Source organism: Caballeronia arvi, from assembly GCF_001544695.2.
GTDB lineage: Bacteria > Pseudomonadota > Gammaproteobacteria > Burkholderiales > Burkholderiaceae > Caballeronia > Caballeronia arvi.
On the sequence record NZ_FCOM02000048.1, the window covers coordinates 12,545 to 28,879 of the forward strand.

At 60.9% G+C, this 16,335-nt stretch carries 16 protein-coding genes; 5 read left to right on the forward strand and 11 right to left on the reverse strand.

Features of this window, described 5'->3' with window-relative positions; translation table 11 throughout:
* Positions 1 to 75 precede the first annotated feature (75 nt).
* The 9 genes from AWB74_RS33370 to AWB74_RS33410 all read right to left on the reverse strand — a co-directional run bounded on the left by AWB74_RS33370 (position 76) and on the right by AWB74_RS33410 (position 7,823).
* Positions 76 to 1,290 carry a porin gene (locus AWB74_RS33370; RefSeq protein WP_087039346.1) on the reverse strand — a complete coding sequence of 405 codons (1,215 nt, stop codon included), beginning with the start codon at positions 1,288 to 1,290 and terminating at the stop codon, positions 76 to 78.
* Positions 1,291 to 1,300: 10 nt separating this feature from the next.
* Positions 1,301 to 2,806 carry an aldehyde dehydrogenase family protein gene (locus AWB74_RS33375; protein WP_061150885.1) on the reverse strand — a complete coding sequence of 502 codons (1,506 nt, stop codon included), beginning with the start codon at positions 2,804 to 2,806 and terminating at the stop codon, positions 1,301 to 1,303.
* 11 nt (positions 2,807 to 2,817) lie between these two features.
* Positions 2,818 to 3,273, reverse strand: coding sequence for a c-type cytochrome (locus AWB74_RS33380; RefSeq protein WP_061150886.1), 456 nt, complete (start codon positions 3,271 to 3,273; stop codon positions 2,818 to 2,820).
* The gene (locus AWB74_RS33385; RefSeq protein WP_407642502.1) at positions 3,270 to 3,734 is read right to left on the reverse strand and encodes a c-type cytochrome; all 465 of its coding nucleotides are present in this window, start codon (positions 3,732 to 3,734) and stop codon (positions 3,270 to 3,272) included. Before AWB74_RS33385 ends, AWB74_RS33380 begins: the two co-directional genes overlap by 4 nt.
* Positions 3,735 to 3,751: 17 nt before the next feature.
* A complete protein-coding gene (locus AWB74_RS33390) occupies positions 3,752 to 4,273 on the reverse strand; it encodes a methylamine dehydrogenase light chain (RefSeq protein WP_061150888.1) in 522 nt (173 codons plus the stop codon).
* A gap of 39 nt (positions 4,274 to 4,312) precedes the next feature.
* Complete coding sequence (mauD, locus tag AWB74_RS33395) at positions 4,313 to 4,963, reverse strand: methylamine dehydrogenase accessory protein MauD (RefSeq protein WP_061150889.1); 651 nt, start codon at positions 4,961 to 4,963, stop codon at positions 4,313 to 4,315.
* Positions 4,960 to 5,508, reverse strand: a complete 549-nt coding sequence (locus tag AWB74_RS33400; RefSeq protein WP_061150890.1) for a MauE/DoxX family redox-associated membrane protein — start codon at positions 5,506 to 5,508, stop codon at positions 4,960 to 4,962. The genes mauD and AWB74_RS33400 overlap by 4 nt, the downstream gene beginning before the upstream one ends.
* Before the next feature lie 9 nt (positions 5,509 to 5,517).
* Positions 5,518 to 6,675 (reverse strand): amine dehydrogenase large subunit, encoded by a 1,158-nt coding sequence (locus AWB74_RS33405; protein ID WP_061150891.1) that lies wholly within the window; start codon positions 6,673 to 6,675, stop codon positions 5,518 to 5,520.
* Positions 6,676 to 6,881: 206 nt separating this feature from the next.
* Positions 6,882 to 7,823, reverse strand: a complete 942-nt coding sequence (locus AWB74_RS33410; protein ID WP_061150892.1) for a helix-turn-helix domain-containing protein — start codon at positions 7,821 to 7,823, stop codon at positions 6,882 to 6,884.
* A 288-nt stretch (positions 7,824 to 8,111) separates the two neighbouring features.
* On the opposite strand from AWB74_RS33410, the gene AWB74_RS33415 reads away from it, so the two are divergent.
* Both AWB74_RS33415 and AWB74_RS33420 read left to right on the forward strand, forming a co-directional pair.
* Positions 8,112 to 9,521, forward strand: a complete 1,410-nt coding sequence (locus AWB74_RS33415; protein ID WP_061150893.1) for a spinster family MFS transporter — start codon at positions 8,112 to 8,114, stop codon at positions 9,519 to 9,521.
* A 107-nt stretch (positions 9,522 to 9,628) separates the two neighbouring features.
* A complete protein-coding gene (locus AWB74_RS33420; RefSeq protein WP_061150894.1) occupies positions 9,629 to 10,597 on the forward strand; it encodes a PDR/VanB family oxidoreductase in 969 nt (322 codons plus the stop codon).
* 2 nt (positions 10,598 to 10,599) lie between these two features.
* Here the strand turns inward: AWB74_RS33420 and AWB74_RS33425 are convergent, their stop codons facing one another.
* Entirely contained in the window at positions 10,600 to 11,520 is a 921-nt protein-coding gene (locus AWB74_RS33425) for a LysR family transcriptional regulator (protein WP_061150895.1), read from the reverse strand.
* A 159-nt stretch (positions 11,521 to 11,679) separates the two neighbouring features.
* On the opposite strand from AWB74_RS33425, the gene AWB74_RS33430 reads away from it, so the two are divergent.
* Positions 11,680 to 12,963 (forward strand): aromatic ring-hydroxylating oxygenase subunit alpha, encoded by a 1,284-nt coding sequence (locus tag AWB74_RS33430; RefSeq protein ID WP_061150896.1) that lies wholly within the window; start codon positions 11,680 to 11,682, stop codon positions 12,961 to 12,963.
* The gene (locus tag AWB74_RS33435) at positions 12,960 to 13,460 is read left to right on the forward strand and encodes an aromatic-ring-hydroxylating dioxygenase subunit beta (RefSeq protein ID WP_061150934.1); all 501 of its coding nucleotides are present in this window, start codon (positions 12,960 to 12,962) and stop codon (positions 13,458 to 13,460) included. The genes AWB74_RS33430 and AWB74_RS33435 overlap by 4 nt, the downstream gene beginning before the upstream one ends.
* Positions 13,461 to 13,481: 21 nt before the next feature.
* Here the strand turns inward: AWB74_RS33435 and AWB74_RS33440 are convergent, their stop codons facing one another.
* Positions 13,482 to 14,948: an ATP-binding protein gene (locus tag AWB74_RS33440; RefSeq protein ID WP_061150897.1), complete on the reverse strand. Its 1,467-nt coding sequence runs from the start codon at positions 14,946 to 14,948 to the stop codon at positions 13,482 to 13,484.
* Positions 14,949 to 15,132: 184 nt separating this feature from the next.
* Between AWB74_RS33440 and AWB74_RS33445 the strand changes: the two genes are divergently transcribed.
* Entirely contained in the window at positions 15,133 to 16,308 is a 1,176-nt protein-coding gene (locus tag AWB74_RS33445) for an acyl-CoA dehydrogenase family protein (RefSeq protein WP_061150898.1), read from the forward strand.
* Positions 16,309 to 16,335: the final 27 nt, after the last annotated feature.

Sequence of the window (16,335 nt, forward strand, 5' to 3'; positions counted from 1 at the left end):
TGCACAGCCGAAACGGAAGGCAAAAAACCCGGCGGGGAGATCTCCCGGCCGGGTGAAAACACGCCCTCGGATGACTTAAAAGTTATGCCGTATGCCGAGCGTCACGGACAACTGGCGGTCGCTGTTCGAGTTCGGCAGATTCGGAATCTGCGCGTAATTCGCCGGTCCGCCCGTCGCGGGATCGATGCCGAGCCCCGCGCCAACCGCCTTCTGCATGATCGCGACACCATACAGCGCCGTACGCTTGGACAACGCGTAATTCGCGCCGAGGTTCACCTGATGAAAGCGCGTCGATGAGCTGCCATCCGGTTTCGCATTGTTATAGATATAGGCGAGCCCAAGTTGCAGGAACGGCGTGGCCGCATAGGTCAGATTCACTTCGCCGATATCGAACGCGATGTCGCGGCCCTGCGGATTCGCGGCATCGGCGAAATACTGGCTATGCTCCAGAAGGCTATGCGTATAAGTCAATGCGATGGTCGCCGGCCCGAACGCATACGATGCGCCCGCGCCGTATGCCTTCAATGCTTCCGCATTTTGCAACTGGCAATAGAGCGCCGTCGGATTGGAGCAGGCGAAATCGCCGATATAGCCATTTGCGCCGCCCAAAGCCGCATCGAGCGGATTGTGCAGGTTCAGATAGCCCGCGCTGATCGAGACCGGCAGACGTGCATAGGTCGCGGCAATGGCATAGCCGCGCCGTTGGCTGAAATCGCCCGCAACGCCGCCGAGACTGTACGTGCCACCGACCGAGAAACCATTCCAGTCCGGACTCGTATATTTGATCGCGTTATTGAAGTTGAACGCTTCGTTGAGGTTATCCACATCGCCGAGATGCGAGCCGTACAAGGTCGCCCACGAGTTGCTCGACACATAAGCCCCGAGGAAATCCGAATACGAATCGTACTGACGCCCGAACGAGAGCGTACCGAATTGTTCGTGTGCCAATCCGACCCATGCCTGACGATTGAATTGCGCACCGCCCTGAACGAAGCTTCCGCTTCCCGTATAGAAACTGTTCTCCAGGTTGAACTTCGCCTGCAGGCCGCCGCCCAGGTCTTCCACGCCGAGCAGACCGAAGCGCGAAGGCACGAGATTGCCGCCCGAAAACGCGATGTTATGCCCCGAGCCGACACTGCCGTCGGCGTTGGTGAACTGCTGATTGGTCGTATATGTCAGCCCGGCATCGACGGTTCCGTACAGCGTCACCGTGCTTTGTGCCGATGCGCTCGCGCATACGGCGAGCGCCGCCGTCGAAAGCAGTTGGCGCGAGATCGTTCTGGTTATCATGCGAGCGTCCTCACGCGTAATTGATCAGCACCGACTTGGTTTCGGTGTACATGTCGATCACCGCGCGGCCGAGTTCGCGCCCGAAGCCCGACTGCTTGAAGCCGCCGAAAGGCATTGCGTTATCGAGCAGCGAGTGGCAATTGACCCACACCGTGCCCGCCTTGATGCGCGGCACGAGCTTGTGAATCGCCGACAGATTATTCGACCAGATACTCGCGCCGAGGCCATACGGCGTGTCGTTTGCTTTAGCGACCACGCTGTCGATATCGTTGAACGGCATTGCCACGAGCACCGGCCCGAAGATTTCCTCGCGCACGACTTTCATCGAATGGTCCGTATCGACGAGCACGGTCGGCTTGACGAAAAATCCCGCGCCGTCCTTGCGCGCACCGCCCGCGATCGCACGCGCGCCTTCGTCGCGGCCCGCTTCGATATAACTCAGCACGCGATCCATCTGCCGCGCCGAGACGAGCGGCCCGATCTGCGTCGACGCATCGAGGCCCGGTCCCATCGGCAAGGATTGCGCAATCGCCGCGACTCGCTCCATCACGCGGTCGAATACCTTGTCATGCACATAGACGCGCGAACCCGCTGTGCACACTTGTCCCGAGTTGAAGAAGATTGCATTGGCGACGCCTTCCGCGGCCTTGTCGATATCGACATCGGGCAGCACGATCACGGGCGACTTGCCGCCGAGTTCGAGCGACATGCGCGTCATGTTATCGAGCGCCGCGTGACCGATCGCCTTGCCGGTGGGCGTCGAACCCGTGAACGCAATCTTGTCGATGCCGGGATGACGCGCGAGTGCTGCGCCCGCCGTGCGACCGAGTCCCGTGACCACGTTCACGACGCCCTTCTCGATGCCCGCTTCCTCGATCAGCATCGCGAGACGCAATGCCGACAGCGGCGTGTCTTCCGCAGGCTTGAGCACCACGGTACAGCCCGTCGCGAGCGCGGGCGCGAGCTTCCACGAAGCCATCAGCAGCGGGAAATTCCACGGAATGATCGCGCCGACGACACCCACCGCTTCCTTGCGCGTATAGCCGAAGAAGTCATTCGACGGGCTATACGGAATCGATGCTTCGAGCGTGCTGCCTTCGATCTTCGTCGCCCAGCCCGCCATGTAGCGAAAGCATTGCGCGGCCATCGACACATCGAGACCTTGCGCGACGGTCACGGGCTTGCCGTTGTCGAGTGATTCGATTTCCGCGAGCTCGCGTGCATTCGCTTCGATCAGATCGGCGACACGCAGCAACAGGCGTTCGCGGTCCGTCGGCTTCATGCGCGACCATGCGGAATCGTCGAATGCGCGGCGTGCCGCGAGCACGGCGCGATCCACATCCGTTTCGTCGGCGCTCGGCACGCGTGCGAGCAGTTCGCCATCGGCGGGATTGATCACGTCGAGCGTCGCGCCGCTTGCGCTTTCCACCCATGCGCCGTCGATCAACATCTTCTTCGCCGACGCGAGAAACGCGCGCGTCGAATCGAGCATCGCGAGATGCTGGTTGTCATTCATGCTGGTGTCTCCTAGTAATGTTCCGGGACGGCGTTCACGCCGTTCTCCTGCAATTCCTTCACGAGCTTCGTGCGGGTGCGCGCGACATCGGTGAGCGCGGGACGGCGATGCGCCGCGATCTCTTCCGCCGTATAAGGCCTGAACGATGCGGGCCGCGATTGCTCGTTCATCGTCGCGAGAAGCCAGTTCAGGACGTTCGCGAGTTCCGCATCGTTCAATGCGGAATTGGCCGCGCCTGGCACGCGCATCACGAAGGTCCGGCCCTCGGGCAGCGAGACGAAATGGCCGAGCGATTCGCGCAAGGCCGGCACCTTGCCGGGAATGCCCGAGCCATCGGCGGTATGGCATCCCATGCAATTGAGCACGAAGTCCTGACGTGCGCGGATCGCGTCGTCTGCCTGTGCCTGCGATGCGGCCGCACAAGCAAGCGCGGCGAGCATCGCAACGATGACCGCGCGCGGCTTCATAGCCCGAGGCCCTTCACGACCGCGTCACGGCGCTGATGCACCGCGGTCTGGTCGAGCGGCGCCGCGCGCCATGCCTTGACCTCGGCGGCATCGAAGGGCTTGGCCGTGCCGTGCTGCGCGTTCAGATCGAACACGACGTAATTCAGCACGTCGGCGATCTCCTCGTCGGATAGCGACGCGAAGCTCGGCATCTTGAAGTTGTAGCTCTTCTCCTTGACCTTGATCGGGCCGAACATGCCATACATCACCGTATGTCCGAGCTGCGCGCGCCCATCGGCCGCGCCTGCATATTTGCCCGGATACTCGACGAGCGGCGGCGCGAGCCCGTCCATGCCCTTGCCGCCCGCCTGATGGCAGACCGCGCACTTGCCATCGAATGTCGATTTGCCGCCGGGGTAATGCACCGTTTGCGCGAAGGCCTGCGATGCGAGACTCATGACGCCCGCAACGAGCGCCGTCATCAATACACTTGCCGTCTTCATTGCGTTGCCGCTCCCAACAGGACCGATACCGAGCAGTGGTAATTCGAATTGCCGTTCGCCATGCACCAGTTGATGTCGTTATTGAGCGATAGCTTGTAGAGCGGCTTCTCGCGTTCGTTGCGATTGCAGAAGCAGCGTCCGCAACTCGTCTTGCCGCAGCAGTCGTTGTACGACACGATGTAATCGGACCCGTCATGCGGATTGCGGCATGTGCCGATCCACGTGATCGGCGAAGGCGTCGTGCCCGGCGGACAACTGCTCGACGTGCCGCCACAGCAGCTGCAAAGCCAGCCGTCGATCGCACAATACTTCCAGTAATCGCAACTGGTCGGATCGTCGCTTGTCGATGAACCCGGCTTCTTCGGCTCCGTCGCATAGGCGGTGCGATCCACCGGCAACAGCGGCACCATCGCCGATCCGACCAATACTTTCCCGAGCTTCGCCATCGCGCTACGCCGCGAGCTGCGCTGCGCGACGCCGCGCGCCTTATGTTCGAAGAATGAATCCAGCCATTTCATGGACGCTCACCTGTAGGATTGAATGATTTATTGGCGTCTTCAGGCGTGCTGCCCGACTTGCCCTTCATGGTCGTGGTCGTGATGCGCGTGATCGTCATGCTTGCCGTGCACGAATTCCTGCAGCGAAGCCACACCGCGTTCCTTCGCTTCGAACAGGCTTTCCAGATGTTCACGCGTATTCACGAGACCCTTCGCACGCACCTTGCCCTCGTCGTCGAGCAGAACCGCATAGGGCAGCTTGCCGATCTGATAAGAGAGGCCGAGCTCTTGCGACAGCACATACGGATATTGCGAAAGTCCGGTCTTGCGATAGAACGCGCCATGCTCTTCGATATCGCCATCGCTTGCGAGCACGATGTCGGTCGCGCCTTCGCGCGCCTGGATCGACGGCAGCAGCGGCAACAGCTTCTTGCACACGGGGCACGTCGGCGAGAGGAAGAACACGAGCGTATTGCGCTTCGCTTGCGACAAGCCGCCGATCTTCACGGCGCGGCCGGCGATATCGCCGAGTTCGAAGACCGGTGCAATCGCGCCGACAGCCGGGCCCTTGTCGATCATGAGCGCGCCCGCAGGCATCATGCGCTCATAGAGAATGCCGACTTGGCGGACGAGTGCGAGACAGATCGCGCCGAGCGCGAGCAAAGCGGCCCACGACAGTGCGGCCGAAATCATCAGGGCGGTTTGCATCATGAATTCCTCAGAGAATCGAGCTTGGGAAGATTGACGAGCAGCACGTCGAGCGTGAACCACGCGGCGACGGCGAAGAGCGTGCAGGCGCCTGCGCTCAGGTAGTCGAACGACACGAGCGCACGCGTTGTTTCGGGCAGGAGCGTCAGTGCGACGAGCGAGGCAAGCATGAAGGCGCGCGCCACATGCCACCAGCCGATCGACTTCGGCGTGCGTGCCGAGGCGATGAACCCCGAGCAGCCGCAATCGATATCGGTATGGCCGCGCAACACGTTGATCGCGAGCGCAATGCCGAACAGCATGAACAATGCGATCAATGCGATGGCGCACGGCATGCGCGTATCGGCAAACAACAAGCCAATCGCGCCGGCTGCCTCCACTGCGGGAAATGCGAACGACAAGGGCGTCAACGCGAACGACGGAAGCAATGCGAACGCTTCGAGCGACGCGCGAAAGCGCGACGGTTCGCGCCATTTGGGCGCTGCGCTCGCGAGCGCGATGATCGCCGCCGACGCGATGCACACCATGAGAATGACAGGATCGATCATCGCGTCACCTCAGGGATTGAGCAGCAACGTCGACGTCGTGCCGAGCTGCTTTTCGACGTGCTGCCGCTTGCCGGTCGTCGCGTCCATCAAGACGAGATCGGAAGTCGGCGTGAGGCCGTAGAGAAGCGGCTTGTCGTCGGTGCTGACCTGAATCGCAAGCAACGGATCGATCTTCTGCTTCGCGAGATCCCAGCGCGCCACGCGCTTTTTGCTCGTCGTATCGTAGACCCAGATCTCCGTGCCCGGCTCCTTATGCGAACCGTCGACGCCCTTGTGCATCGCCACGTAGAGGCGATGGCTCGCCACATGCAGCGCGGTCTGCTGCAATCCGCCCGGACGCCATCCGGCCTTGCGTTCCTGATCGCTCAGCAAGGACCAGGACGTGCCGAACACCGGCGCATCGCCCGAGAAGTCCGCTGTGCGCGCGTTGCCCTTGAACGTCGTGAAGAGGTACGTGTTGCCGTCGCGCACTGCGTTGATGAACGCCGGATCATGATCGACATCGATGAACGCATCGGAGAGCTTGCGGCTCGCTTCCTTGCCCGTTGCGTCGAGCTTGACGGTGAGCGCCTTGCCGCTTTCGCACAGCGCGGAGAAGCGGTCATTGCCGCTCGGATATGCGAGCACGCAGCCATCCGTATCGATCTCGCCGACAACCTTCTTAGCGGCGGTATCGATCACCGTGACCGATGTCGACGGCGTGATGTTCGACACATAGAGCCGGCTGCCGTCTTCCGACAGGATCGTGCCATATGGCGTCGGCACCGTCTGCCCGTGCTTGGCCGGAATCACGATTTCGCCGGTCACGTCGAGTGTCGTGTTGTCGATGATCTCCACGACGTCAGTGCGTGCCCCGTGACTGCCACGCGCAAAGTAGGTCGTCGCGACATAACTCGTCTTGTGATCGGGCGAGATCGTGAAGCCCGGTGCAAAGCCGCCATCGATTTCGCCGATAAAGCGTTTCGTGTCGCCATCGAAGACATGAACGCGCGCATCGGTCATGCTCGCGAACGACACGTCCGTCACGAACACGCGATGCGGGCTATACGGCGGCACTTTCGCCACCGTCAGTTCTTCCGGCTTCTCGGCCGCGCCCGCGTGCGATTGACACGCAAGCAGTCCGTACAGTAAGGCCCCCATCGCGGCGGCCAGCCGTCTCAGCTTCATTTGTGCTCCTCCTTGTTTATCGTCGAATTGACTCTAAAGATGACAATAAAAAAGAGCACTTCGGAACCGGCAGCGCGTGCGTGCCGAAATGGAGCATTCGAAAGCAAGCCGACAGAGAGACGCTTTATGCGAGCGATCGACGGGCAGCAGTGATCCATGCCGCGCGGGAGCGGCCTGCAAACGTCAGAAAGGGAAAGCGCGTGGTCTTATCGCGGACGCTGTGTCTGAGAGGGAAGCTCGCCGAACAGGCTTTTGTAATCGCTCGCGAAATGGCCGAGATTGGAAAATCCCCAGCGCATCGCGGCTTCGCGCACCGGCACTTCGGTTTGCGATGTCGTCGTCAGAAGACGCCTCACCTGTGCAAGTCGCACGGCGCGCAGATAACTGACCGGATTCATCTGCGTGACGGATTGAAAGCTGTTTTGAACGGTCCGGCGGCTCACGCGCAGTTTCTCGCAGAGATCCAGCACGGATATCGGCTGCTCGGGACGCGAGAGCACGAGATCATGCGCGCGTTTAACCACGTCGGCGCGGCACGCATAAGTCAGCCGGTCTTCGCGCACCGGTACATGAAACGTCAGCAGATCCAGAATGCTTTCCGTCACCGTCTGCGCGAACCGGTGCGCGCCATCGCCGGAAATGAAAGGATCGGGATCGGCGAGCACCGATTCGACCGCGGCGATGATGCGCTTACCCGCACGTGCGCCCGCCGCACTCGGGATGCTCAAAACGTGCCGGTGGAGAATTTCGTCCTCGACATCGACACCTGCCGCGTCCGCCGCCGACGCAAGCAGCTTCGAATCGACGGCGACACCGAGCATTGACATATCGGGCGGCGAATGCAACAGGAATTCCTTCGATCCGGGCGCGACCACCAGCGCGTTCTCGTCGACCCTCACGCCTTGGAAGGAAAACGGCGCACCGCCGCCGAGCACGAGTCCGAACGTGACGAAGCCCGCGGGCAACTGCCCGCGCTGAACGATACGAACGTTCGCGGATTCCTGGAATACCTGCACGCCCGCGATCGAAACCTGCTTCACCGTGCTGCGAAAAGCGCCTTCTCCCACCTGGTCATAGCGCTGTTCCCAACCCGTCAGCGCGTGCGCGTGACGGTCGGCGTCTTCAAAGGTTTCGAAATTGGCGTACATCCCTCCTCCTGCTACTTGCGTCGCCATTGCTGCGACTGCTTATATGTTTTCGATTTTCTGGCGTCAAGCTTTTCAATTTTTCGCGGTCTTCGCCCGTTGCGCAATTCTAGAAATGCACAATTGAAAAACCCGCGCGGGCATGTGTAGGCGCGGCAGTTGAGACATTACTTTAAGTTCACGAATATTTGCCGCGCTGATGATCGCATCCCTTTTCGGCCGATTTGACGCAGATATCCGTCGAATCGACACTGCGCACGTCGGAAAACCAGCAATCATCGGAGACAGGCGATGCAATTCCCCAGCACCATAAATCCAAAAGGCAAGCGCTATACCTACGAGTGGTATGTGGTCGTGATCTGCATGCTGGCGTACGTCTTTTCGTTCATCGACCGCCAGGTGCTCGCGCTCATGATCGAGCCGATCAAACGCGACCTCCATCTCACCGATACACAATTCAGCCTGCTGCACGGCTTCGCATTCTCGCTGTTCTACGCGGTGATGGGCATGCCGATCGCGTATCTCGCCGACCGTTTCGCGCGCCCGAGAATCATCGCGACGGGAATCGCGCTGTGGAGCATCGCGACAGCGGCGTGCGGCCTGAGCCAGAGCTTCGTGCAGATGTTTGCCTCGCGCATGAGTGTCGGCGTGGGCGAAGCGGCGCTATCGCCCGGCACCTATTCGATGCTCGCCGATTACTTCCCCAAGGAAAAGATGGGACGCGCGATAGGCATCTATTCGCTTGGCTCGTTCATCGGCGGCGGCATCGCTTTTCTCGTCGGCGGTTATGTGATCGCGCTGCTCAAGCATGCGAGCGTGTTCACGTTGCCGATCGTCGGCGAATTGCGCGCGTGGCAGCTCACGTTCTTCATCGTCGGATTGCCGGGTCTGCTTGTCGCGTTCGTCTTCATGCTGACCGTGCGCGATCCCGCGCGCAAAGGTCTCGCACAGGACGACACGGGCAACGTCAAACGCGTCGCAATGGGCGATGCCCTACGTTTTATCGCGAGCCATCGCAAGACGTTCTTCTGCCATTACATCGGCTTCTCGTTCTATGCGATGGGTCTCTATTGCCTGATGAGCTGGACACCCGCGTTCTATATGCGCCGCTTCGGTCTGACGCCGGTCGAAACCGGTTATATGCTCGGCATCGTGATGCTCGTCGCCAATACGACGGGCGTGTTCTGCGGGGGCTGGCTCAACGACTGGCTGCTGCGTCGTGGCCGCACTGATGCGCCGATGCGCGCGGCGTGGATCGGCGCGGCGTGCATGCTCGTGCCGGCCATCGCGTTCACCCAGACGGCGAGCCTCGGCGCATCGCTCGCGTGGCTCGTCGCGGCGATGTTCTTCGCGTCATTTCCCCTTCCGACCTCTGCCGCCGCGATGCAGGCGCTCGCGCCCAACCAGATGCGCGCGCAGATATCGGCGATGTTCCTTCTCGTGTCGAACCTGATCGGACTGGGTCTCGGGACGACGCTCGTCGCGCTCGTCACCGACAAGGTGTTCGGTTCGCCGCTCGCAGTCGGCCATTCGATGGCGCTCATCAATGCCGTGGCGATTGTGCTCGCCGCCGGGCTGCTCTTTGCCGGATGCAGACAGTATCAAGCAAGTCTTGATCGCGAGGCGCGTGAAGCGCGCACGACGGTGGAACCTGCATCCACGCACGAAGACGCGATCTCAGCCGCAACGACGACGGCATGAAGATATCCATCGAATTGATGTAATCAGCTCTTTTTAATCTATTTTGCTTATCCGTCAAGGGACGATACGCTCGACGCATCGTCCCTTGAAATCATTGGAAAGGCATCATGCAAGCTCAAACATTCAAAGTTCGCGTCGACGCAATGCGCGAGGAAGCCCACGGCATTCGCTCGTTCAGCGTCTCGCGCCTCGATGGCCTGCCTTTCGACGCGTACGAGGCCGGCGCGCATATCGACGTCACGAGTCCTTCAGGCATTACACGTCAATACTCGCTGTGCGGCGATCCGGCTCGGCGTGATTCGCATATCTTCGCGGTAAAGAAAGAAGCGCAATCGCGCGGCGGCTCGCGTTCGCTCCACGAGGAAGTGTGCATCGGCAGTGAGCTATCCATCGGGGCGCCGCGCAATCTGTTCCGGCTCGAAGAAGGCGCAAGCGAACATATCCTGATTGGCGCGGGCATCGGCATTACGCCCTTGCTTTCGATGGCGTATCGTCTCGTCGCGATCGGCGCGCCCTTCATGCTGCACTATTTCGCGCGCAGTGAGACGCACGCGGCTTTCCTGCCCCTGCTTGCACGCGCGCCGTTCGATCAGTACGTGAAGCTGCATGTCGGTGTGGACCGTGAAGCGCTATCGGATGAACTCGATGCCTTTCTCCGCGATGCGGACGAGAATGCGCACGTCTACACGTGCGGCCCCGCACCGTTCATGGATGTCGTGGTGGAATCGGCGCAAAGGCGTCTGCCTGCCGATGCTGTCCATCTCGAACGCTTCAAAGCCGAGCCGCAAGCTCAGCCGGAAACAACGCTCGATACGTTCGATGTGCAACTCGCAAGCAGCGGAAAGACCGTGCGTGTGGATGCTTCCACGTCGATCGTCGATGCGCTTGCTTCGATCGGCATCGAAGTGGATACGTCATGCGGCGAAGGCGTCTGCGGCACCTGTATGGTGGATGTCGTGAGCGGCGAGCCCGAGCACCGCGATCATTGCCTTTCCAAGGCCGAGCGTGCGAGCAACAGTGTGATCTGCTGTTGTGTGTCCCGCTCCCGTTCGCCGGTGCTCGTGCTCGATCTCTGAACTTACATCTTCTGGAAGCCCGCGAGGATGCCGGTGATCAGGCCGCGCATCCACGCGATGCCTTCGTCTTCGTGAAAGTGCTCGTGCCAGTGCATCGTCACCGCGGCCTTGGGCAACTGAACCGGTAGCGCATAAATACGGAATGCGTCCTCGCGATTGAGGATATGCGCGAGACGTTCGGGCAGCGTCGCAAGCAGATCCGTCACCGCGAGCACGCCCGGTACCGCGACGAAATGCGGCAACGCCAGCGCGATATTGCGTCCAACGCCTTGCGCGCGCAACGCATCGTCGAGCGCGTGATGGCTATGTTCGAGCGAACGCACCTGCACGTGCGACGCCGATAAAAAATCATCGAGATTCAATGTCTCGCTCGCAGGCAAGTCTTTGCGCGCTCTCGTCATGCAGACATACGCTTCCTCGAACAGCAGCTCGTGACGCGTGCGCGGCAATAACGACGGCAGATTGCCGATCGCAAAGTCCAGGCGGCTCGAACGCAACGCCTCTTCAATTTCCTCGACGGGTGAAGGCTCCACCAGCAGTTTGACGCGCGGCGCCAATTCATGCAGCGCCTGACAGATCGCGGGCAGATATGCCATTTCTCCCGCATCGGAAAGAGAAAGACGAAACGTGCGATTGCTCGTCGATGCATCGAAACGCTCGGCGAAACGCAATGCTTCGCGCACGGTATCGAGCGCGCGTCCGACGATCTCGGCCAGCTCCAGCGCAACGGGCGTCGGCTGCATGCCCGCACGGGTGCGAATGAAGAGGTTGTCGTCGAAAAGCGTGCGCAAGCGCCCAAGCGAATAGCTCACAGCGGGTTGCGAAAGCGCGAGCCGTTCGCCGGCTTTCGTGAGGCTGCGCTCTTCGACGATCGCCTGAAACACGCGCAGCAGATTGAGATCGACATGGTCGATGGAAGTCATTGGGCCACTCTCGAGATATCGGCGCCATTTATCGGGGAACCGTTTTTTAATCGATTTGACGCATGATCTTCGCAAAGCGAGACTGATGTCAACGAGAGGATGTGCCGATCTCATCGCAATCCTCGTGTTAGCCGATCAACCTCACCCCACATCGAACCGATGAGTACATCGACAACCCAAATCATCGACACGAGCGCGCTTCACGCGCGCGCGCAGGCCGACCGCATCGCGCCGTCGCTCTATTACGATGCCGATCTCTTCGAAGCCGAACTCGAGCGCATCTTTTATAAAACGTGGATCTGGGTCGCGCACGAAAGCGAATTGCCAAAGCCCGGCGATTTCGTGACGACGACCATCGGCCGCCAGCCGGTGATCGTCGTGCGCGACAAAAGCGGCGCGGTGCACGTGCTGCAAAACCGCTGCCGTCACCGCGGCGCCACGGTATGCGAAGAACACAAAGGCAACGCGAAGGGCTTCACGTGCCCCTATCACAGCTGGTCTTATGCGCTCGACGGCACCTTGCGCGCATTGCCTTATGGCGACGGCTACGAAGGTGTCTGCGATAAAGGCGATCTGCCGCTCAAGAAACTGCGCGTCGGGATTTATCAGGGATTGATCTTCGCGAGCTTCAACGAAGCAATCGAACCGCTCGAAGATTTTCTCGGCGGCGCGAAGCCGTGGATCGATCTCTTCATGAAGCAAGGCGCGGGTTATCCGATCAAGGCCAACGGCGAGCACAAGTTCAAGTTCAAAGGCAACTGGAAGATTCAGCTCGAGAACACGACCGATCTGTATCACTTCCCCGTCGTCCACAAGTCGTGGATGAAGTCGATCGACGATGAAACCGCCGCGGCCATCACGAGCTTCATGACGAGCGACGATGCCTTCTGCCGTTCGCTCGGCAACGGCCATAGTCTCGCGGTGCTGGTGCCCGAGATCGTCGATCTCGACAAGGACGACGGTGCGCCCTTGCCCGAGCGTTTCAACGACCTGGCCGCGAAGCTCGCCGAAAAACACGCGCCCGACGAAGTACGGCGCATCGTACGCTCGCTGATGGGCGTCGGCTTCAACCTGAATCTCTTTCCGAATCTCGCGCTCTCGATGGCGTTCTTCCGCGTGCTACGGCCCATTTCCGCGGAAGAAACGGAGATTCGCCATGTTGCGCTCGCGATGGACGGCGGACCGGAAGAAGCGAATCGCGTGCGCTTGCGCATTCACGAGCACTTTCAAGGTCCGTTCGGCTTCGGCAGTCCCGACGACGCCGAAGCATGGGAACGCGTGCAGCGCGGCTCGCATGCGGGCCCCGATGTGCCGATTCTCGTGAATCGCGGCCTGAATCGCGAGAGCACCGCACCGAACGGTGAAAAGACCGCGCATGCCACCGACGAAACCGGTATGCGTGAAGCCTATAAGCAATGGCGCGCAATGATGGAGCAGGCATAATGGACGATCGCAACGCACTCTTCTCTCAACAGACCTTCGCGCGGGCGATCGAATTCATCTGGCGCGAGGCTGAACTGCTGGATCGCCGCGACTATCGTGCGTGGCTCGACTTGTGGGAGCCGTCCGGCTTCTATGTGGTGCCGATCGATCCGGAATCGACGGACTATGCCGCGACGCTGAACTACGCATACGACGATCAGGACATGCGCGAAAAGCGCGTACAGCGAATGATGTCGGGCTATTCGGCTTCGGCATCGGATGCGGCGCGCACGGTTCGCACGGTGTCGCGCTTCACGTTATCGAGCGATAGCGCCGATGTTATCGAAGTGAGGTCGTCGCAGGTGATCGTCGCATACAAGCGCGGCATATCGACGATCTTCGCCGCCGATCTCACGCACAAGATCAGCATGAGCGGCGGCGAACCGAAACTCGCCGAAAAGGTAATCCGTCTGATCGACTCGACCGAAGCACTGAGCGCAATCGGCTTTCTGCTTTGATCCAGAGCGACGCATCGGTGGTCACGCGGGATGAGACAGCGGCAACGCGAAGCAGCATTCGAGGCCGCCGCCTGCCGCGCGCTGCGCCCAGATGCGTCCTTCGTGACGCGATACGATGTTCTTGCACAACGACAAGCCGATGCCATTGCCGGCCGCCTTCGACGAAGAAAAGCCGTCGAAGAGGCGGTCGAGCGCATCGTCGGCCACGCCAGGCCCGTTGTCGATCACATGCAGTTCAGCGGTCTCGCCGTTCATCGCGGTCGCAAGCGTGACGATACCCGTCGATGGCCGCGCACCCGCCAACGCTTCGACTGCGTTGAACGCGAGATTGAGCATGACCTGACCGATGAGCACACGCTCGCAACGTATCGGCAACGGCTCGGGACATTGCTCGATCCTGACCGTCACGTTCTCGTCTCTCGCGCGCAACTGAATGAAGTAGGCAACGTCCGCGAGCACATCGCGCAGATCCGCGTGCGCTTCGATCGGCTCTCGCTTCACGATGAACTCGCGCACGCTCTTGATGACATGCGCCGCATGCTCGGCCTGTCGATCCGCTGCGCGCAGGCCCCAAATCGCGCTTTCGATCGCATCCGGCCGCGCGAGCCGCTGAATCGCGCCTTCGATGAAATTGCGTACCGCGGCCAGCGGCTGACTCAGCTCATGCGCAATCGCCATTGCCATCTCGCCCATCGCGTTGTAACGGCCGGCATATTCGAGCATGCGCGCCTCGTTTCGGCGTGCTTCCTCGGTGGCGACTTCATCGCTGATATCGCGAAAGTGCACCAGCGTTCCGTCTTCGATATCGATGCGTCTGCACGTGATACGCAGCCATCGCCGAGCACCGTCGCGACGCGTGATCGCATAGCGTTGCGCAGGCGTCGAATCCTGGCGCGTCGCGCTGCGCAACTGCGCGATGAGCCGGTCTCGATCTTCTCTCGTGCAATAGTCCAGCGCGACGCCGAGCGCCGCATCATTCTTGACGCCGAGCACGCGTCGCCCCGATTCGCTGATGAAACTCACCTTGCCTCGCGGTGTGAGCACCGCGACGCCCTCGCCCAGATCCTGCATGTACTCGCGCAGGCGCGCTTCATAGCGCCGCAGCTTCTGGCGCATCGCGTCTTCCTCGCTGATGTCGCGGAACTGCACCATCACCACTGCGCGCCCGGAGAGCGGTACATACGTTGCGATTGCCTCGGAAAGCATGTCCACGCCCGCACGCGAGCGATAACACCATTCATAGCTTTGCGGGCCTTCGGTGATCGAGCGGTCCATCGCATTCACCGCGATTTCGCGGCGATATTTGATGTCATCGCGCGTCATGTCGTGCGCCTTGAGCGGCAGCAATTCCTCAACCGAAAAGCCGAGCGCGACGCATGCCGCGCGATTCGCCCACACGATGGCTTTCGTCTCTGCGTCATGCAGAAGCACGCATTGCGTCAATGCGTCGAGCAGGCGGCGGAAATCGTCTTCGGCGGGGAAGTCCATATCGAGGCGGGGAAAGAATCATGGCAACGATAACCATAGCATCGGCGCGGGCCGCGCGCCCCTAAAGATTTCTTTAGAAGGCCGGGATACTTCACTGAATCACGCGCTCGCCTTCCCAATTGTGTCCGACTTATTGCGTTTCTAGACTGGCATCAACGCGTACAAACGAAAAGGAGACGTTCCCATGTCAGCTTCCGCGAGTGCTGTCGCTATTTGCGACGATCTATCCAGTCAAACCGAATCCCTCACGCTCGATGACGTGATCGCGGAAATCGCGCATCGTCGCGAAGAGTTCGATCGCCTTTCGCACATCCCGCGCGATGTCATCGCAAAGTTGAAGCGTGCCGGCATCTATCGGGCAGCGACGCCCAGGCGCTTCGGCGGCGATGCGCGCGCGCCGGGCGAATTCCTGGAAATGATCGAACGCATTGCGGTCGCTGATGGATCGGCCGCGTGGGTCGCGAGTTTCGGCTCTGCAAATCTCTATCTCGCCGCGTTGCCACTCGCGACGCAAGCCGCGATTTATGCGGAAGGGCCGGATCAGGTCTTTGCGGGCGGGCTTTTCCCGGTGCAGAACGCGCAAGCCGTCGCAGGCGGCTATCGCGTGAATGGCACGTGGAAATTCGCGAGCGGTTGCAAGGGCGCGGACTGGCTCGGAGTCGGGATTGGCACGGGCAAGCCGGGCGAAGCGCCGGGCAAGCCGCGCACCGCGGTCTTCCGCCCGGAGCAAGTGGAGATCGTGGAGAACTGGAACGTGGTCGGCATGCAAGGCACCGGCAGTCACGATTTGCGCGTGACGGATCAGTTCGTCGCCGAAGACTGGACCTTCGTGCGCGGCGGTGAATCGACGGTCGATGAACCGCTCTATCGCTATCCGACGATTGCATATGCCGCACAAGTGCTCGCCGTCGTGAACCTCGGTCTCGCGCGCGCCGCGCTCGATGTCGCGAATCAGATGGCCGGGGGTCGCAAGACGACCACGGGCGCGCCGCAGCTCGCGGATCGCGCTTATTACCGCATCGAACTTGCAAAGGCGGAAGCGCAGTTGCGCTCGGCTCGCGCGTTCTTCTATGAATCGACCGGCAGCGTATGGCAATCGATCGTGGCGGGCAATGAAGTCACGCCCGATCAGGTCAGCCTGTTGCGGCTTTCCGCAACGCAGGTCGCGCGAGAAGGCGCGGATGTGGTGAACCGTGCCTATCGCCTGGGCGGAACGATGGCGATCTATCGCACGCATCCGCTGCAACGCCTGATGCGCGACGCGATGGTCGTCACGCAACATGCATTCCTCGGCGAAGGCAACTATGACGGCGCAGGCGCTGTCTTCGCAGGCGTGACGCCGATTCCCGGCTATCTCTGATCACTTTCACCGCATAACAAAAGGAGC